Origin of the sequence: Priestia sp. SIMBA_032, assembly GCF_046535215.1 — a bacterium.
Lineage (GTDB): Bacteria > Bacillota > Bacilli > Bacillales > Bacillaceae_H > Priestia > Priestia aryabhattai.
Genome location: NZ_JAWRXD010000009.1, coordinates 90,132 through 107,570, shown reverse-complemented (window position 1 = coordinate 107,570; position 17,439 = coordinate 90,132). Strand labels below are relative to the sequence as shown.

The 17,439-nt window shown below is 37.1% G+C and carries 20 protein-coding genes, 2 pseudogenes and 1 riboswitch; of the genes and pseudogenes, 14 read left to right on the top strand and 8 right to left on the bottom strand.

All coding sequences use genetic code 11. The features are described 5' to 3' along the window. Window positions 1-380 precede the first annotated feature (380 nt). The 3 genes from SB717_RS22925 (at window position 381) to SB717_RS22915 (ending at window position 1,526) form a co-directional block, all read left to right on the top strand. Entirely contained in the window at window positions 381-830 is a 450-nt protein-coding gene (locus SB717_RS22925; protein WP_410904796.1) for a hypothetical protein, read from the top strand. A gap of 111 nt (window positions 831-941) precedes the next feature. Beyond that, window positions 942-1,151 carry a hypothetical protein gene (locus tag SB717_RS22920; RefSeq protein WP_081350987.1) on the top strand — a complete coding sequence of 70 codons (210 nt, stop codon included), beginning with the start codon at window positions 942-944 and terminating at the stop codon, window positions 1,149-1,151. 27 nt (window positions 1,152-1,178) lie between these two features. Next, window positions 1,179-1,526 (top strand): hypothetical protein, encoded by a 348-nt coding sequence (locus SB717_RS22915; protein WP_410904795.1) that lies wholly within the window; start codon window positions 1,179-1,181, stop codon window positions 1,524-1,526. Window positions 1,527-1,582: 56 nt separating this feature from the next. Here SB717_RS22915 and SB717_RS22910 read toward each other — a convergent pair whose 3' ends face one another. Then, complete coding sequence (locus SB717_RS22910) at window positions 1,583-1,921, bottom strand: MFS transporter (RefSeq protein WP_312036212.1); 339 nt, start codon at window positions 1,919-1,921, stop codon at window positions 1,583-1,585. A gap of 336 nt (window positions 1,922-2,257) precedes the next feature. Here SB717_RS22910 and rluF point away from each other — a divergent pair, with 336 nt between their 5' ends. Continuing rightward, window positions 2,258-2,974 (top strand): 23S rRNA pseudouridine(2604) synthase RluF, encoded by a 717-nt coding sequence (gene rluF, locus SB717_RS22905; protein WP_170836846.1) that lies wholly within the window; start codon window positions 2,258-2,260, stop codon window positions 2,972-2,974. A gap of 37 nt (window positions 2,975-3,011) precedes the next feature. Here rluF and SB717_RS22900 read toward each other — a convergent pair whose 3' ends face one another. Next, window positions 3,012-3,965: a TRM11 family SAM-dependent methyltransferase gene (locus SB717_RS22900; protein ID WP_340428677.1), complete on the bottom strand. Its 954-nt coding sequence runs from the start codon at window positions 3,963-3,965 to the stop codon at window positions 3,012-3,014. Between the two features lie 260 nt (window positions 3,966-4,225). Between SB717_RS22900 and SB717_RS22895 the strand changes: the two genes are divergently transcribed. From SB717_RS22895 to SB717_RS22870, 6 genes and pseudogenes are all read left to right on the top strand, one after another. Next, entirely contained in the window at window positions 4,226-4,384 is a 159-nt protein-coding gene (locus SB717_RS22895) for a hypothetical protein (RefSeq protein ID WP_013055238.1), read from the top strand. Between the two features lie 154 nt (window positions 4,385-4,538). Continuing rightward, on the top strand, window positions 4,539-4,928 hold the full coding sequence (locus SB717_RS22890; protein ID WP_013081615.1) for a tautomerase family protein: 390 nt from the start codon (window positions 4,539-4,541) through the stop codon (window positions 4,926-4,928). A 359-nt stretch (window positions 4,929-5,287) separates the two neighbouring features. Then, a complete protein-coding gene (gene ftsZ / locus SB717_RS22885) occupies window positions 5,288-6,292 on the top strand; it encodes a cell division protein FtsZ (protein ID WP_013055240.1) in 1,005 nt (334 codons plus the stop codon). Between the two features lie 2 nt (window positions 6,293-6,294). Further along, a riboswitch (cobalamin riboswitch) is annotated at window positions 6,295-6,487 on the top strand. A 143-nt stretch (window positions 6,488-6,630) separates the two neighbouring features. Then, complete coding sequence (nikA, locus tag SB717_RS22880; protein ID WP_074682907.1) at window positions 6,631-8,172, top strand: nickel ABC transporter substrate-binding protein; 1,542 nt, start codon at window positions 6,631-6,633, stop codon at window positions 8,170-8,172. Window positions 8,173-8,241: 69 nt separating this feature from the next. Then, window positions 8,242-8,406, top strand: coding sequence for a hypothetical protein (locus tag SB717_RS22875; RefSeq protein ID WP_410904794.1), 165 nt, complete (start codon window positions 8,242-8,244; stop codon window positions 8,404-8,406). Window positions 8,407-8,424: 18 nt separating this feature from the next. Continuing rightward, window positions 8,425-8,757, top strand: a pseudogene (locus tag SB717_RS22870) (GNAT family N-acetyltransferase); the annotation flags it as partial. Window positions 8,758-9,081: 324 nt separating this feature from the next. On the opposite strand, the pseudogene SB717_RS22865 reads toward SB717_RS22870, so the two are convergent. Together SB717_RS22865 and SB717_RS22860 are read right to left on the bottom strand one after the other, a co-directional pair. Next, window positions 9,082-10,394, bottom strand: a pseudogene (locus SB717_RS22865) (CitMHS family transporter). A 142-nt stretch (window positions 10,395-10,536) separates the two neighbouring features. Beyond that, complete coding sequence (locus SB717_RS22860) at window positions 10,537-10,980, bottom strand: YfmQ family protein (RefSeq protein WP_074682909.1); 444 nt, start codon at window positions 10,978-10,980, stop codon at window positions 10,537-10,539. Between the two features lie 187 nt (window positions 10,981-11,167). Here SB717_RS22860 and SB717_RS22855 point away from each other — a divergent pair, with 187 nt between their 5' ends. Beyond that, window positions 11,168-11,305 (top strand): lmo0937 family membrane protein, encoded by a 138-nt coding sequence (locus SB717_RS22855; protein ID WP_013055244.1) that lies wholly within the window; start codon window positions 11,168-11,170, stop codon window positions 11,303-11,305. Window positions 11,306-11,337: 32 nt separating this feature from the next. Here the strand turns inward: SB717_RS22855 and SB717_RS22850 are convergent, their stop codons facing one another. Next, a complete protein-coding gene (locus SB717_RS22850; RefSeq protein WP_074682910.1) occupies window positions 11,338-12,108 on the bottom strand; it encodes a TatD family hydrolase in 771 nt (256 codons plus the stop codon). Between the two features lie 344 nt (window positions 12,109-12,452). Here SB717_RS22850 and SB717_RS22845 point away from each other — a divergent pair, with 344 nt between their 5' ends. Beyond that, window positions 12,453-12,848, top strand: coding sequence for an SET domain-containing protein (locus SB717_RS22845; RefSeq protein ID WP_410904793.1), 396 nt, complete (start codon window positions 12,453-12,455; stop codon window positions 12,846-12,848). Between the two features lie 35 nt (window positions 12,849-12,883). Here SB717_RS22845 and SB717_RS22840 read toward each other — a convergent pair whose 3' ends face one another. Beyond that, complete coding sequence (locus tag SB717_RS22840; protein WP_013081622.1) at window positions 12,884-14,026, bottom strand: AI-2E family transporter; 1,143 nt, start codon at window positions 14,024-14,026, stop codon at window positions 12,884-12,886. 127 nt (window positions 14,027-14,153) lie between these two features. Between SB717_RS22840 and SB717_RS22835 the strand changes: the two genes are divergently transcribed. Further along, on the top strand, window positions 14,154-14,423 hold the full coding sequence (locus SB717_RS22835) for a hypothetical protein (protein WP_410904792.1): 270 nt from the start codon (window positions 14,154-14,156) through the stop codon (window positions 14,421-14,423). A gap of 248 nt (window positions 14,424-14,671) precedes the next feature. Here SB717_RS22835 and SB717_RS22830 read toward each other — a convergent pair whose 3' ends face one another. After that, window positions 14,672-15,202 carry an IseA DL-endopeptidase inhibitor family protein gene (locus SB717_RS22830; protein WP_074682913.1) on the bottom strand — a complete coding sequence of 177 codons (531 nt, stop codon included), beginning with the start codon at window positions 15,200-15,202 and terminating at the stop codon, window positions 14,672-14,674. Window positions 15,203-15,614: 412 nt separating this feature from the next. Between SB717_RS22830 and SB717_RS22825 the strand changes: the two genes are divergently transcribed. Beyond that, window positions 15,615-15,767, top strand: a complete 153-nt coding sequence (locus tag SB717_RS22825) for a hypothetical protein (RefSeq protein ID WP_410904791.1) — start codon at window positions 15,615-15,617, stop codon at window positions 15,765-15,767. A gap of 43 nt (window positions 15,768-15,810) precedes the next feature. Here the strand turns inward: SB717_RS22825 and SB717_RS22820 are convergent, their stop codons facing one another. Continuing rightward, a complete protein-coding gene (locus tag SB717_RS22820; RefSeq protein ID WP_410904790.1) occupies window positions 15,811-17,391 on the bottom strand; it encodes a lactate permease LctP family transporter in 1,581 nt (526 codons plus the stop codon). Between the last annotated feature and the right edge of the window lie 48 nt (window positions 17,392-17,439).

The window sequence follows — 17,439 nt, the reverse complement described above, 5'->3', positions numbered from 1 at the left end:
ATAAGTGTAGTGATAAACCCCTTATTATTGAAGAGCTTTTCACGCATGAACAAATTACCCATATCTAGCATGTGAAAAGAGCAGGTCGCGTTTGCGATCTGCTCTTTTTGCGTAAGGCAATAGGAAGTATCAGGTTGGGTTATTTTGAAAGAAGGAGTGACAAATCTCACAGCGCATTCTTTTTTCTTTTGTTACGATATATATATAGTTGGCAAACTCCTTATCGAAAAGTTTTTCGCACAACAACACATTACCTATGCGTAGCAATTAAAAAAGCAGACCGATGACGGTTTGCTTTTTTAATTGTATTTTTACCATTAAATAACTTTTTTGAATTATAATTGTAAAATAACCTTTGTTACTAGAGAGGGGATTGTTTTTTGAATAGACAGTTAGGAATTCTTGTTTTATTAGCATTAGCCATCTTATTTGCCGGCTGTTCAAAAGAAGAAGACAACGTTCCTTTAAGAGAACTAGAAAAGATAAGTATTAACGTAATCAAAGAACAAAAAATGAAGCAAGGGATTTCATATGAAATGGAATTAGTAAACAAGAGCGATTTGACCATTAAACAAAACAATGTATTTTTATCCTATCCTTTAAAAATAAAAAACGGTTATTCTGATAATAAATTTAAGGTGTTAGCAGAAGGAAATAAATTAAATATCAAGCCAAAGCAAAAGGTGAAGTTAACGGCATTTCTTCCTTATAAAGGAACTAATAAAGAAGTGTTAGCTATTGATGAGCCTGACGTAAAGTGCATAGGGTATTGGAATAAGCTTGATGACTACCATCAATTTTCTTTTGGAGGATCTTTGAAGCGAGAATAATAGAAAGTTATTTATTAAATAGTGGAATTTGAAGGGTGTGAAATCGTATATAAACTAAGGGGGAGATTTCATTGAAGAGATACGGACGGACTGTTTATCATTAGCTTCATCGTGTTGCTAGGTAGCTTTCAACTGCTATCAGGCATGATTCTTACGCTTTGGTATGTTCCAGAAAGCGCGGATATGTGGAGTTCAATTGAAGGTTTATTAAATGAAGTCATTTTCGGCAGTCATTCACCTAGCTTTGCTTTTGCAATTCCCGTTGTAGCAGCTACAGCCGCCTTTTTCATCTCTAAAAAATGGGTTAGGAAAAGTGCATAAGGGATTGATAAAGGTGGTGAATAAACAGTGAGTGTAGATACGGATAGATTAGTTGACTTATTTATTTTATGGGGAACACCGGCTGTTTTTAGCATAATAGAGTACTTTAAACTGAGTAAAACTGAAAAAAAAGAAGCTATCCGAGACTTAACATCTTTAAAATCTATTGTAACAACAGGATTTATATTGATTGGAGGAGTGATGGCGAGTTTAGGCAGAGTATTATCTCTGCTGCCTCTCCATATTATAGGTGCTTTTATTTTAGCTATTGGTGGTATCGCGGGTGCTATTGAAGCATGGAAGGTAAAAAGAAAGAATAGTATTGTTATCTTTGTTTTAATAGTATCTATGATTGCTCTTACATTTATAATATAAATTCTGCATGTAACAAGAGCTGCTCAAATCATGAGCAGCTCTCGTTAGCTTCTTATTTATTGCGTCTCCCGCTGCTGGTCTTTTTTCTTTAACGTGAGAGCGAGCAGGAACGAAACGATAGCGAAAGCGATGGCTACATAATAGACGGTATGCACCCTGCTTGTCATACTTTTTATTTGTAACAGCGTTTTATTCGTTTCATTTGATTGTTGAATAAAGTGCTGAGAAGCCATAGTCATAATACTTGTATACAAAGCGGGTCCAATCGCACCTGAAACTTGGTTAATCGTATTTGAAATGGCTGAACCGTGAGCGTGAAGAGGTTTAGGTACTTGATTTAAAGCAAGCGTCATCACGGGACCGATGCTTAAACCTACGCCATTGGTTGATTCCATGAAAACAGCTCCCTGACATAATTACTAGTTGATCGGTCAGTATAATAGTAGCAACCCTATACCCCTATACGGATCAGTCAATCTAGACGTTTAGGTCTTATAGAAGTGGAGAGTGACGTTAGTTTGACAGGTGTAAGCATTGCTTGAAATGTTAAGAATAAGATTACAAAGTATTTTGGATCTATACTTCTATTACTGTTAAAAAAATATGATCAAGTAATGAAATTAAAAGAAGACGAGAAGCGTATAGCATGTTACGATAGGGACGGTATAGAAATTGACACATATCTGTTTCTAATAGAAGAGACAAATTTTAAAATTTTTAAATGTAAGGTTGTGATTCACCTGAGACTGAATAAATTTATTAGCGAATCTGGCAAAGCGTCAAGACGAGGGGCAGATAAGTTAATTAGTGAAGGAAGAGTAACCGTCAATGGAAAGGTTGCAAAAATCGGAGATCAAGTTGAGCCTGGCGATGATATTCGAGTAAGCGGCCAACAGCTTCGGATTGCTCGAAACAATGTATATATTGCGCTTAATAAACCAGTCGGCATTACAAGTACGAGTGAAAAAAAAGTAAAGGGAAACATCATTGACTTAGTCAATCACCCTTTGCGTATTCACCATGTCGGACGACTAGATAAGGATTCAGACGGCTTAATTTTACTTACAAATGACGGCGATATTATTAACGAAATTTTACGTGCAGAAAACAAACATGAAAAAGAATATATTGTTGCAGTAGATAAGCCCATTACACCGGAGTTTATCAAAAACATGTCTGAGGGAGTAAAGATTCTGGGTACAAAAACGCTTCCTTGTAAAGTGACACAGCTGTCTAAGTACGAGTTTCAAATTATTTTAACACAGGGCTTAAATCGTCAAATTCGCCGTATGTGTGAAGTGCTTGGATATGAAGTATACCGCCTTCAGCGCACGCGTATTATGAATATCCATTTAAACAACTTACCTGTTGGGCAATGGAGAGATTTAACGAAAAAAGAGCGTACGCAGCTATTCAAAGAATTAGACTATGAACCTAAAGAGTGGTAAATCAAAAGACACCAGCCTGTTAGACTGGTGTCTTTTTTTATTCGCATACAACTACTTGTCTAGAAAATACGCTTTTGCGCGCTACGCAGCGATCTGAAATAGAAAAGCCAGCTTCATGAATCATATGGTCAATCGTATCTACTGTAATCACGACTACTTTATCCGAAAAGCGGCGAGCGTGTTTCAAAATAGAAAGCTGATCTTCAGGCGTCGCGTGGGTGTAGAGATTGTAAGGCATGTCGATGATAGCTACATCATAGTGAGTTGTAACATCCGAAATCGGTCCAGTTTTGACATCACCGCTTAAGCCGAAATACGCAATATTTTCACGAGATCCGTCGGTCACAAGTGGATTGATATCCCGTCCTACAATATCAATGCCCATTGAAAGAGCTTCTACCAGGACTGTACCAATACCACAGCATGGATCAATCGCTTTGATTCCTTCAGGATTTGGAACGGCAATGTTAGCTACAGCTCTTGCAAGGCGGGTACTGAGTGCCGTAGAGTATTCACGCGGTTTCTTCAAATGATGCAGCCATACAGCTTCACTTTTTTGATATTTTCCAAAATACCAGCGTCCTTCAAACGTAACAATGCCAAACAAATGGTCAGGGTTATGCAAGTCTGCTTCTGCTACAAAATGCCAACCCACATCACGTTCAACAGCACGCTGACCTTTATAACTTATTTTTTGATCTTTTTCCAAGTCATTAATTTTCATAAAAATGAGTTTGAATGTTTGATCTCCAAGGTCAATATCTTCTACTTGTTTGCAAATATCCGCAAGGTCATCTGCTTCATACATAATATCTAATCGCTCTTTGATAAAAGGGCTTCTGCTTGGATCAAGTTTAACGGCACTTTTTATGATAGGTTTCTCAGTTTCAATTTCAAAAAGAGAGCGTCTCTCTAATTGACATAGTGAGAGTTCCTCTTCGCTGCATGCGTATGTGTAGATATACTGAGGCAGCTGCGTATGGTTATTCAATATCGTATCATCCTTTATCGTATCTAATTATCCTTCTCCTCAAACAATAGCGAGAAAAGAAGAGAAAAGCAACGAATTTAAATATATTTGGCCGTGAATACTAAATTGAAGCGCTACATAGTCCACTTATTTGACAAAACATGCTAAAATAACTGTTGGTAACCTGCATGTGATGCTGTTTATACACAAGAACTGGATCAAGGTTTCTCAAAAATCATTTACACACTGCTGACATTTTGATGAATAGGAGAGGCTACGTGATGTCTAAAAGTGATCATGAAAAGCAACAGATGAGTCGGGCTGATATGAAAAAACAAGCCAAAACATCCTCGCAAAACCTTGTGATGAACGTACTCATTGCCATTGTATCTGTATGTATTTTAGCTCTTATTATAAATGTTTTTGTACTAATGAAATGAGCCGTTATGCTGCTCATTTCTTTTTATTAGATTCAGCTTTTATTGAAGCGTTTGAGGTCAGCACATTGTGAATAGCATATCTTTTTTTTACAAATGATAGTTGTGATATGATAAAGCAATAATACATTAGGCAAAAAGCTGGAGGTTACTTAGTATGCCATTACTTAGATTTGATGTAATAGAAGGAAGAGACGAAAAAGAGTTAAAAGCATTACTAGACGCTACTCACCGAGCGATGCTAGAAGCCTTTGGCGTCCCAGAACGCGATCGTTATCAAATTGTACATCAGCATCCTGCTCATGAAATGATTATTGAAGATACAGGTCTTGGCTTTGAGAGAAGCAAGGATTTGGTTATTATAAGTGTGACGAGCAAACAGCGAACAGAAGAGCAAAAACAAGCTCTTTACAAATTAATTGTAAAAGAGCTGGGAGAAAGCTGCGGTATTCAGCCAAACGACATTATGATTTCAATTGTTGAGAACGGTAATGCTGACTGGAGCTTTGGCATGGGAGAAGCTCAATTCTTAACTGGGAAATTATAAAACGGTTTATTATTTAGAGAAGCCCTTATTTCTAAGGGCTTTTTCTCATTTTGTCTATAAAAATATTATTCTCTTAGTCACATCTTACTCAAAATTAAATACAGACATCTGTCAAATGAATGATACAATAAGCTTATATGCCGTTTTGAGTGGGAAAACCAAAAAAGAGTTCGGCGTACTAACTTCAGAACAACAATAATTTTACATAAAGATGTAAAGATTTAAAGGTTAAAAGAGAAATGTATAAAATCTGTAAAACAAAAGAACAGTTACGCGTTAAATATAGTAGTAAAAGGTTCTTCACGTGTTTTTTCGGATAATAAGAGAAAGTAATTTTGATCATTGAGGAGGAACTTAGAATGTTTGGATTTGATGCAGATGTATCACCATTAGTGCGAATTAAAGTAATTGGAGTCGGCGGTGGAGGAAATAACACCGTTAACCGTATGATTGAACATGGTGTACAAGGGGTAGAATTTATCGCCGTTAATACGGATGCTCAGGCGCTTAACTTATCTAAAGCAGATGTGAAAATGCAGATTGGTGCGGCCTTAACGCGAGGATTAGGTGCAGGAGCTAATCCGGAAGTAGGAAGAGAAGCAGCCGAAGAAAGCAGAGAACAAATTCAAGAAGTACTGCAAGGCGCAGATATGGTATTCGTAACAGCTGGCATGGGCGGAGGAACTGGTACTGGAGCAGCTCCGGTTATTGCCCAAATTGCCCGTGAACTAAATGCTTTAACAATTGGAGTAGTCACTCGCCCGTTCAAGTTTGAAGGAAATAAACGTACGAAGCAAGCAGTAGGCGGTATTACTGCGATGAATGAATCGGTAGATACCCTTATTGTGATTCCAAATGACCGCTTGCTTGAAATTGTCGATAAAAAGACGCCTATGCTTGAAGCATTCCGTGAAGCAGATAATGTTCTTCGCCAAGGTATTCAAGGTATTTCAGATTTAATCGCTGTTCCGGGGCTGATTAACCTTGACTTTGCTGATGTAAAAACAATCATGTCTAATCAAGGATTTGCGCTTATGGGTATCGGACGAGCTTCCGGATCAGACCGGGCAATCGAAGCAGCGAAAAAAGCGATTTCTAGTCCGCTGCTAGATGCATCGATTGATGGAGCAAGAGGCGTGCTGTTGAACATTACGAGCGGCAGTAGCTTGAGTCTTTACGAAGTACAGGAAGCAGCAGATATTGTCACGTCTGCTTCTGATCAGGACTTAAATATGATTTTTGGATCTGTGATTAATGAAGACTTAAAGGACGAAATGATGGTAACCGTTATTGCCACTGGATTTGATGATGAAGATGTTTCACCATCAGCTTCTACTTCTAGAGTTTCAAGAGCACGCTACTAAATTAAATAACAAGCTTTTATGGTGGTAATTGTTTTTTGTCAATTGCCTTAAAAGGGAATCCGGTGCAAATCCGGAGCGGTCCCGCCACTGTAACAAGGAGCCTTATGTCAAAAAGCCACTGTCTATTTAGAGACGGGAAGGCGGTATAAGGCAATGACTTGAAGCCAGGAGACCTGCCATAAATCTCAGCACACAATAACCTACGAGGATAGGGAGGTGTTTTGGCAGAATCAAAAATAAGATAAACAAGGGATACGTTTATCTGAATTTGTTGTGAAGACAAGCACTTCTTTTTAGAAGTGCTTTTTTGTGTATTAAAATAGAAGGTGGAAAAATCAATGATAAATAATAAAAAACTCGTGTCTATGATATTTCTTGTGTTACTTTGCCTCACTGCTTGCGCTCCTAATGAAGAGAGCGTAAGTATAAAAGAAAGAAAGAAAACGGATAAAAGTGTAACGTTCTTATTTAATTTTACATCTGCAACGCTTGATCCTCATACGGATGATAATTATACAGCAGTTCGTGCGGGAGTAGGGGAGACGCTTGTTAAAATCAGCGACGATTTAAAAATAAAGCCTTGGCTTGCTGAAAAGTGGGAAACGAAAGATAACGGCCTTACATGGACATTTATGATAAGAAAGAACATCACGTTTCAAAATGGAAAAGCGCTGGATGCAAATGCCGTTAAGTCTTCTCTTCAAAGAACGATAGATCAAAGTTATGCGATGAAAAACGCTTTAAATATTAAAGAAATGAAAGCGAACGGTCACATGCTGACAATTACGTTAAAAGAACCGATTCCTAAATTCCCTTCTGAATTAATGCATCCAAATACAGCTATTATAGACGTTGATGCTTCTAATATAACTAAGAAGCCCATTGGTACGGGTCCATTTCGCGTCTTGTCTTTTGATCAAGGAAATCAAGTGAAATTAGGGAGATATGAACATTATTGGGATGGGAAAGTGAAATTAAAAAACGCGATTTTTGCATTTAACGAAGATGCTAATGCGCGAGTTGCTGCTCTTCAGTCCGGGACAGCCGATATTATTTATCGCCCGCCTTTAGAAAGCTTGAGCACTTTACAAACAGATCCGTCTTTTAAGGTAAGTGGAGTACCTAGTGTACGTACCCATTTATTGCTTTATAATCAAACCAATGACGCATTAAAAGACGAAATTGTAAGAAAAGCTATCGATGCTTTATTGAACCGAAAAGAAATTGTCAGCAGCATAATGAACAATCAAGCGACAGCGGCTCGAGGTCCATTTTTACCCCAATTTCCTTTTGCTGATAGTACTGCTAATGAGCAAAGAGGTATGACATCTGCTAAAAAATATTTAGAGAAAGCAGGCTATCAAATCAAAAATGACAAAGCAATCAAAAATGGAAAGCCACTATCGCTCTCTCTTGTCACATACAGCTCTCTGCCAGAACTGCCTTTAATTGCTCAGCTTATACAGTCTAATGCGAAAGAGTTAGGAATTACTATTAAGATTCACCTAGTTGAAGATAGCGATGAATATATAATGGCAAAAGATGATTGGGATTTAGCATTGTACAGCCTTATCACAGCACCTAGAGGGGATGCCAGCTATTATTTAAGTACGAACTATTTGCCGGGCGGTGGTTTAAATGCCAGTCGGATTAATGACGATAAGCTAACAAAAATGATTCAGCAGTTAAATTCAACAGTAGATGACGCAAAACGAGATCAATTAGCCAAACAAGCAACCGCCTTGATTAATAGAAAAATGCTGACGTCATCGATTGTATATCCAAACATTGTTGTTGCTTACAATCAAAAAGTGAAAAACTGGACAACAAATCCAAGCGAGTATTATATGCTGACTCAGCATTTAGATGTAACCCCATAGTCAATATTGAGACATAGAGAGGGAAAAGAGAAAGTATAAAATGACAGATAAAAGGACGTGACAATAAACGTGCAAGAAGTACAAATGTATCAAATTAAAGAAGTAACAGAAAAGGATGCTGAAGTGATTCAGTTTGTCATGAATATGCGAAATGAGCTGTTTCCTATGCTGGAAAAAAATCAGCTTCCTGTGGATTTGCTTCATTTTAATGAACATTATGTTCAAGCGAAATGAGCTGCTTTTTTTGCAGCTGTTATGGAAAGTCAACAAGTAATTGGAACCATAGGTTTATACGCTTACGATGGAAGGTTTCATGCATTAAAAAAGCAATATGAACATAAAACTGCAGCTGAGATTGTAAAATGCTATGTCGATCCAGCGTACCGGCGTCTAGGCATTGGACAGCAGCTGTTAAAAGCAGTAGAACAATTTGCCCAAAGTCATTTTTATGACACGCTGTATCTGCATACTCATCCTTTTTTACCTGGAGCTATTCCTTTTTGGGCTTCACAAGGCTTTATCAAAAGGCTAGCTGAACAGGATGAACCATGGAATACGCTGCACATGGACAGAAAAATACAATGAGTCATAACGTAACGAGATCATACAGTAATTACCATGGAATCTATATACGGGCTCATGCTATAATGAACGTAACTTACATTTATAGCCTGTAGGGCAAGTCCTTACAGAAAAGAACCACGTTTCGAATTGGCTGAAACGTGGTTCTTTTCTATGAAAAAAAAATAACAAAATATTTTCAAAAATATATATGAAATCGCTTTCAAAAAAATGAAATATATTATATAATTACTAGTGTTGTGTTGTACTTTGTTAGTGTTAAATCAATATCCTACATGTGTGAGCCGATTGCCTTATGGTAGTCGGCTTCCTTTTTTATGGTAGAGTCTAAAGGGAAATAGCATTCGTTAAAATGGCTGTAATTGTCATCACAATAGTTGTCCCAAAGGCCCACTTGAAAAGAAACTTTTGATGCTCCCCAAAATCTACTTCAACCAGCCCAATCAGAATGAAAGTAGCGGGTACTAAAGGAGATAGGGGAAACCCAGTTGTGGAATGTCCCAATAAAGCTGCTCGCCCTATTTCTACAGGGTCTACACCAAAATTAGCTGCTGTATGGCTAATAACAGGTAAAATGCCAAAGTAATAAGCATCAGGTGAAAATACAAAGCTAAGAGGAAGGCTCGTTATTGCTACAACTAAGGGAAGGTGAGAGCCCAGCCATTCAGGAGTGAGGCTGACGATGGTATTAGCCATGGCATCCATCATTTTTGTTTCTGTAAAAACGCCTGTAAAGATTCCGGCTGCAAAAACCAACGTACTAACCATTACAAAGCTGTTTGCATGACTTAAGATTCTTTCCTGCTGCTCTTTTGGATGAGGAAAATTAACAAATAAAGCAATGGCAAAAGCAATAGCAAATAAAATAGGAATAGGGAGTATGTCTACGACCAAGAGAGTCATTAAGCACAGTGTCAATAAGGCATTAAACCAAAAGAGTTTAGGTGGCTTCCCAGGAGTCTTCCCAGGAGTCTCATGAACTGAAAGCTGTTCAGCAAAAGCCATTGATGAACCTTTTAAATGAATGGTTCCTAAGCGCGCTTTCTCTCTTTTTCCGAGTAGATATGCTGAAAATAAAGTCCACATCAATCCCGCTGCTATAGCTGGAATAAGAGGGTTAAATAGATCTGATACTTCTAATTGCAAACTTGCTGCGGCTCTTACGAGAGGACCTCCCCAAGGAATCATATTCATAACACCTGCGCTTAAACTAATAACACAAGCCAGTATTAGTCGGTTCATTCCGAGTTTTGTGTACAAAGGAAGCAAGGCGGAAACTGTAATTAAAAATGTAGAAGACCCGTCTCCGTCCAAGCCAACAAGCATTGTAATAACGGCAGTTGCCATTACGACTTTTAAAGGATCGCCTTTCACAATGTTTAGGATACGAGAAATCATAGGATCAAATAAACCGACGTCAATCATTAGTCCAAAATATAAAATAGCAAAAACGATCATAATGGCCGTAGGAGCTACTTTTAAAATACCATTCATCATCATATTGCCCATATCGGCACTAAAACCTCCAATTATACCAAAGAGGATACGACAAAAATAAAAGCAACAACCACGGACAAGCGTTTACTGATGACAAGAAATAGAAAAGTAGCAATCATTCCAAACCCTAACAAAGAAAGCATTATCCATCACCTCTTAAAAAGTTAGAAGATTATATTAATTCACATTATAGCATTAGAATTACTGTTAAAGGTTGGTATTTTTAAATAAGATAGCTTCAAACTAAAACTAAAAACTAAAAAGGCCGCCTTATAGGCGACTGGTTTAAGCTAGGTCAGCTGTTATGGTCTGCTTTTGAAGGTGATCAGACAGCAGGCTGTAGGCGATAATCTTCTTTTTGTATTGTTTCACGACGTCGACATGATCATGATAGCTGTATACGCATAATCGAACATCGTTTTTCCCTTTTTTCGTATCGATAACAAGTGGAGTTTCACTGTCTTCTAGGTGTTTATAATAGTCCTTATTTCCTTCATGGACATAATATTGTTTTAAAAATGTTGCTTTATTAAAATAATCAATCACTTGAATTTTATCTTTGCCTTCTAAATGTTTCCCATCAACTGTGACAGTAGCGTTTTGATCATCAAGTGTTGGATGTAATTGGAACTTGCTCAAAAGCCATTTGACAACTGGAGTTGGAAGACACGTTACTAATATTTTGAGCGCACTTACAAGAATAATGGAAAGTAGTACAATCCATGTCATAGTTAATCATCTCCGCTTAAATGAAATAAGATTACATACTTATTTTACCACAGAGAACATGATTGCTTTTTGTACATTATGTGAACCTTCTTTAGTGAAAAGATGTATATGAAATGCGTTTATTTATGCACATTTAGGGAAATATAAAATTATAACAAATACTACATATAAAAAAGGAGAAAAAATTATGTTGTGGACGATTATTGGACTTTTATTTATTTTTTGGTTATTAGGATTAGTTTTTCATATTGGCGGCGGCATCATTCACATTCTTCTTGTCATTGCAGTGATTGTGCTGATCGTAAAACTTGTGAAACGAATTTAGATATAAAAAGCCTTTCCTTAGGGAAAGGCTTTTTATATGGAGAGATTATAAAAACAAGCTGTATTTCGATATAAAAAATCATATGTTTCCGTTACAGAAACCCTTTTGAGACGTGCTATTTGCTGAATGGACTGATGCATCATTGATGGAACGGTTGTCTGGTTTTGAAAAGGTCCTTCAAATGGCCACGGCCCATCTGTTTCAATCATCAAATAGTCAAGAGGGTATTCCGTGGCAAGCGCTTGGATTTTAGGCTTATATACAATATCAGGTGTAACGGAAATATAGTAGCCGTTGTTTTTCATTCGCTCAACGGTCTTTTTAGCTCCTTTGAACCAGTGGAAGTGAGCTTTAGACACAGAATGTTTTTCTAGTAAGTCGCACACGATCTCAGCATCTTCATATACAGCATGCAGAATTAACGGCTTTCTCCACTTTTTTGAATGAATAATAAAAGCTTCAAGCAGCTCCAAATAGGGCTCTAGAGAAAGAGGGTATGTCTGCCTTAAGTAATAAGGTAGACCAACCTCACCAACAGCGATCATTTCTTCATTGTTTTGATCGATCCAAGCAAACAGCTCCGCTAATTCATTTGAAGAAGGCAGCATTTGTTCAGGGTGAAATCCGTAGGCGGGTTTCACGCAGGAATATAACTTGCTGATTTTTTGATTAAGTTGGCAAGAGTGTAATGTAGAAGATACAGAAATAAGCGCTTGTAACGAACGATCCTTCTCTATTATGTCTTTCCATCTTTTCGGTTCATATTGATCGAGGTGAATATGCGAGTCAATGATTCGTTTCATAAATACTGCTCCTCCCAGCTCATTTTGTTTAAAAATAATAGGTAAGAAAACGTATGATTCTGTTAGACTTCCACTTTATTTCTTATTTGTTTTTTTGTTCCCCCATTTAGTAATAGATGAAAACGTATAAATAACAAGAGCTAACCAAATCATTGCGACTCCATGTCTAAAATAAAACCACATCGCATGTTCCTACTAAGGTAAGTGCTTACACAAGCGCGTATGATATACGTTCCTTCAGCTTATATTCAAGTGGTTATGAAAAACAGTTGATTTCCCCTTTAGAAACTGTCAAGCTTAAGGAAGAAGAAAATCTTAGAGGAAAGAATATATAGGTGACGAATATGATCGAAATAAAAAAGTCTACGATAAGCAACGGAGAATTTAATAGAGGTGTATTTGCTAAGCAAGATATTAAAAAAGGAACGCTTATTCACGAAGCTCCCGTAATCGCTTATCCTAATAAAGAGCATGATTTTATTGAGAAAACAACACTAGCGGATTATGCTTTTGAATATGGAGTGAATCATACGGCTATTCTTTTGGGATACGGTATGCTGTTTAATCACTCGTATACACCAAATGCTACGTATGAAATTAATTTTGACAATCATACCTTTGATTTTTATGCATATACGGATATCCAAGCAGGGGAAGAAATTCTCATCAACTATAATGGAGATGAAGATGATCAAGAGCTCCTTTGGTTTGATCGTGAAGACGAAGAAGAACAAAAGTAAAAAGTTAAGCCCATCGAAAATCGATGGGCTTTTTATTATGCTTTTTTATCTGGATACATAGTAGAATTCAAACGGATGAATTGATAAATATGCGTAATAATAACTTTTAAAACGGCATATCCAGGAACGGCTAAAATAATACCGATGATTCCGAATAAGTTTCCGGCGGTTAGAATGACAAAAATGACCGTAATCGGGTGAATATCCAGGCTTCTTCCCATAATCTGCGGAGATATTACTTTACCTTCAAGCAATTGAACAACTGCCCAGACAATGGCTAGTTTTACAAGCATGAAAGGAGACGTAATAAACGCAATAATAATGGCTGGAATAATGGCGATAATAGGACCAAGGTAAGGGACAACATTGGTTACCATGGCGATAATCGCTAGAAGTAATGCATAATCTAACCCAATAATCAGATAGCCAATGAAAAGCAGTACACCTATACAAATCGCAACAAAAATTTGCCCGCGAATATATGCGCTTAATGCGTGGTTCATGTCGGCTAAAATGAATTTAGCTTCAGAACGAGAGCGGTTTGGAAGCAGTTTTACAATGTAATTAGGCAAGTTTTTCCCATCTTTTAATAAGTAGAAAAGAATAAAGGGTAAAACGGCAACCGATAATATAATTTCTGTAATGGTGCCGACAAAGTTCACAATACCGCTTGAAAATCCAGAAACATATTTACTCAAGTGTTTTGATGCATCTTTTGAAATCTTATCTAGGTCCGTGTTAGCCGACTGAAGACCCTGTTCGACATATCGGTTATTCGAAAGATTCGTCACCGCATGCTGAACGTCATGCGTCAGCTCTGGGATATTATCAATAAGACGGTCAACTTGATTTTTTAGAGGCGGGATAACCGATGAAATAATAATGGCTAATGCGCCGATAATCACTATGTATAAAACAAGAATGGAAATAATTCGTTTTACACCTTTTCGTTCTAAAAAGTCAACAAGCGGATTAAATAAATAAAAGCAAATTCCTGCTAAGATAATCGGCAGTGCGATCGTTTTAATAAAAATAGAGATAGGAATTAAAATAAATCCGATTTTTGATAACGAAAAAATAGTCATGCTGAGAATAAAAATAATAATTGTATATACAACAAATTTATTATTTAAGATTTTTTCTCGGAAAAAAGTTCCTTTCTGAGGTCTAGGTTCCAAGCTGTTCAACTCCTTTAAAAAATAAACGTATAGTTATCATACCCTGATTTAGACTAATTTAAGAGGGTTTTTTACAAAGAAGTGTGCATACTAGTAGAAAATCTTCTAGAAAGAAGGTGTGAAATCATTGAAAGAACACAAACAACCATCGTATGATGATTTCTCTACAGTAGAAAAAAGCCACGAGTATATAACCGCTGAAGAATTTCCAGACGGTCCTTTCGGCTCTCCTGTTAATCAAAAACTGGGGAAATCTACTTCATGGGAAGAAGGGCAGCGAACGTATAGCGCATTTAATTATGAAAACAAAAATCTTCATAAAAAAGCGCAAAGATTATTTCCAGGCGCGCATCCTGTACATGATAACCCAGAGGACCATGAACAAAATCCTAGTTAATGTCTTTATTATGCTCTGAATATATTGCCCTATCTTTTTGCTGAATTATGTTGACAATAAGAAATTTAGCCTGTAATATAAAACGTAACTTATCACTGTTTCTACAGGATTCGACAAAATTTAATTTACTTAAACTTGTGATCTCAACTTCTATTTACAGCTATTAGAGCGCTGTAAGTAGAAGTTTTATTTATGTTATCGATGAAAAAGAAAAAAGCAGGTCTGCTCAAGCAGGCCTGCTTTTTTTATTATTGAACAGCGTCAAATTTATTTACTTTCCACTGTGCACCAGATTTATAGAATGTGACAGTGCGTTTTACGCTGCCTCCATCTACAGTTGGAACTGTAAATTCATAAGAGCGAACTGTTGCTGTTTGATACACAAGTTTTGTTTTTGCTTTTGACCATTCTAACATGCTGAATCCGTCGCCGATTGGGTGTGCAAGTTTGCCGTTATATGTGATATAGCCGTAATTTGTTAGTCCTTTTTCTACTGCACTATTTGTAAATGTTTCAGATAAGTAGCTTGATAGCTCAGCTTTTGTATCAAATTCAGGGCAAAGATATACGTACTCAGTTCCTTTATATTCAAATGTACGTTCTGTACATGGTTTGTTTTTATAACCGTGCAGAGCACTCCAGAAATGATTGCTGGCACTAGCTGCAATTTTGACAGCATTTGCATCCGTTAGTGTTGTAGATGTTGTTTGTGCTGTCACTCCAGTGCTTAGTGTAAAGAAAATAGCGATTGATGATAAAACTAGTCCAATTTTTTTCATTTCTAACTCACTCCTAATCAATTAACCTTATTTATGTAACAATTATGTGTTTTATATTTCTTTTGTTACATTTATATTACAATAAATCTGTAATAAAAGAAAGTGTTTTGTCTTTTTTTCTTAAATTTTTTTAGATTTTTACTAGTTTCTGAAGTAGATATAATAAATAAATTGCGGATAAATGTTGATTTATCAGGGTTTTTAAACCGATTTTTTTGTTTTGCATTCGTTTTGTTACAAACATTTTTTTGTAACAAAACTGTAATAAAAGAAGCTGGATACTTTCACGATACAGAAAAATAAAGATAAAACGGTGAAAAAGCGATTCTAAAAGTTTATTTTCCTTTTTTTTAGCGTATTTCTTTTGCGGTTTTGAGCTTTTTAGTAGAGTAGAGTAAGGGGAGGCGAAATCATGAAAGCCATTATACATAGTGAGAAAAGCGGGATAGCAGGCATGAATTACAGAGATTTTCCGGAGATGCCCCCTGAAAGAGGAGAAATTCAGAATAAAAAAATCCCCAGCACTAACTGGGGGACCTTTTTATATAATCAAACGTTTGTTTAAATGAAAAAAACAAGGTAATAACCGGAGTTTCAGCAGTTTTTTATCATAACCACCAAGCCAATAAAAAGGTAACAAATCCTCCTAATATCAAAAATCCCATGCTGTATTTGAGCGTGTATTTAAACAGTTCACTTTCTTTTCCAGCCAGTCCCACTGCCCCGGCAGCGACAGCAATTGATTGAGGAGAAAGCATTTTAGCCATTACGCCGCCGGCAGTATTAGCCGCTACAAGAATAATTGGCAAGACATTAATTTGCTGAGCTGTAGTTAGCTGCAAGTTGCCGAACAGCGCATTGTTTGATACGACAGATCCCGTTAGAAATACGCCGATCCACCCAAGAAATGGTGATAAAAATGGAAAATAAGCAGCTGATGTAGCAAGCGCCAATCCAAGTGTAGAAGACTGTCCTGAATAATTTGAAATAAAAGCAAAAGCAATGACCATCATTATCGTCATAATAGGTCTTGCTAGTTCTTTTACGGTTTCTAAAAGAGTAGCCCATGCCACCTTTGGCGATACGTTAAGCAAGAGAACTGAAAGGATACAAGCGATAAGAATTGCTGTACCTGTTGCTGCAAATACGTCTATTTTTAAGATAGCAGCATAAGGCGTAGGATCCTTTACTAAAGGAGCTGCTTTAATTACATGATTGTGTAAAAATGGGACGTTAATAAGCAGGTTCATATGTTCAAGCATCGTTTTGACAAAAGAAATGCTCCAAGCCGTAACGAGTACCGTTAATAGAATAAAAGGAGACCAAGCTTTTAAAATTTGTTTTGGTGACAGGCTGAAGCTTTTAGCTGCTGCCGGGCTTGTTCGTTTAATATAAAAAGCAAGAGCAAGCAAACTCACAATAGAAGATGTGATATTTGGAAGTTCAGGGCCGATGTATGTAACAGTTAAATACTGCGTCAGCGCATAGGAAACGGCTGTGATGCTCGTTGCTTTCCATACGTCTTTTAATCCTTTTATCCCATCAATAATAAAGACAAGTAAAAAAGGGATAAGAAAAGAAATAATCGGAAGCTGCGTGCCAAGAAAATGAGCAATTTCTTTTGGATCTATGCCAGATACTTGTCCTGCGACAATGACAGGAATCCCCATGGCGCCAAACGCTCCTGAAGCTGTATTAGCAATTAAACATAGCGCCGCTGCTTTTAACGGCTTGAACCCAAGTCCAACTAGGAGCGCTGCTGTAATGGCAATTGGAGCTCCAAACCCCGCTGCTCCTTCTAAAAAAGCATTAAAGGAAAAAGCAACAAGAAGCATTTGCAAGCGGGGGTCATCGGTTATTGAAATAATAGATTGTCTAATGGTAGTAAACTGTCCGCTTTTGACAGTTAGCTTGTATAAGAACACCGCGCCGATAATAATATAGCTGATGGGCCAAAGTGCATACAAAAAACCATAGCCTGTGGCTCCTAAGACCATTGAGGCAGGCATATCATAAAAATAAATAGCAATAATCATAGAAAGAAGTACCGTAATACCGGCAGCAATGTGTCCTTTTAATTTCAAAAGAGTTAAAGCAATAAAGAAAAAGATGATGGGGATGAGTGCAATTAGTGCAGAAAGCCAAATATTATTTAACGGATTATATACCTGAGTCCACGTCATATTCATACACCTCTACTACATATTTAAGACAAGGGAGCGGGGGAGTCCCCCGCA

Excerpts from the sequence above, each read along its gene's own strand:
- SB717_RS22910 (WP_312036212.1), bottom strand. The coding sequence starts at position 1,921 with ATGGAATCAACCAATGGCGTAGGTTTAAGCATCGGTCCCGTGATGACG.
- SB717_RS22895 (WP_013055238.1), top strand. The coding sequence starts at position 4,226 with ATGTCTAAAAGTGATCATGAAAAGCAACAGATGAGTCGGGCTGATATG.
- SB717_RS22890 (WP_013081615.1), top strand. The coding sequence starts at position 4,539 with ATGCCATTACTTAGATTTGATGTAATAGAAGGAAGAGACGAAAAAGAG.
- ftsZ (WP_013055240.1), top strand. The coding sequence starts at position 5,288 with ATGTTTGGATTTGATGCAGATGTATCACCATTAGTGCGAATTAAAGTA.
- nikA (WP_074682907.1), top strand. The coding sequence starts at position 6,631 with ATGATAAATAATAAAAAACTCGTGTCTATGATATTTCTTGTGTTACTT.
- SB717_RS22860 (WP_074682909.1), bottom strand. The coding sequence starts at position 10,980 with ATGACATGGATTGTACTACTTTCCATTATTCTTGTAAGTGCGCTCAAA.
- SB717_RS22855 (WP_013055244.1), top strand. The coding sequence starts at position 11,168 with ATGTTGTGGACGATTATTGGACTTTTATTTATTTTTTGGTTATTAGGA.
- SB717_RS22850 (WP_074682910.1), bottom strand. The coding sequence starts at position 12,108 with ATGAAACGAATCATTGACTCGCATATTCACCTCGATCAATATGAACCG.
- SB717_RS22845 (WP_410904793.1), top strand. The coding sequence starts at position 12,453 with ATGATCGAAATAAAAAAGTCTACGATAAGCAACGGAGAATTTAATAGA.
- SB717_RS22830 (WP_074682913.1), bottom strand. The coding sequence starts at position 15,202 with ATGAAAAAAATTGGACTAGTTTTATCATCAATCGCTATTTTCTTTACA.
- SB717_RS22825 (WP_410904791.1), top strand. The coding sequence starts at position 15,615 with ATGAAAGCCATTATACATAGTGAGAAAAGCGGGATAGCAGGCATGAAT.
- SB717_RS22820 (WP_410904790.1), bottom strand. The coding sequence starts at position 17,391 with ATGAATATGACGTGGACTCAGGTATATAATCCGTTAAATAATATTTGG.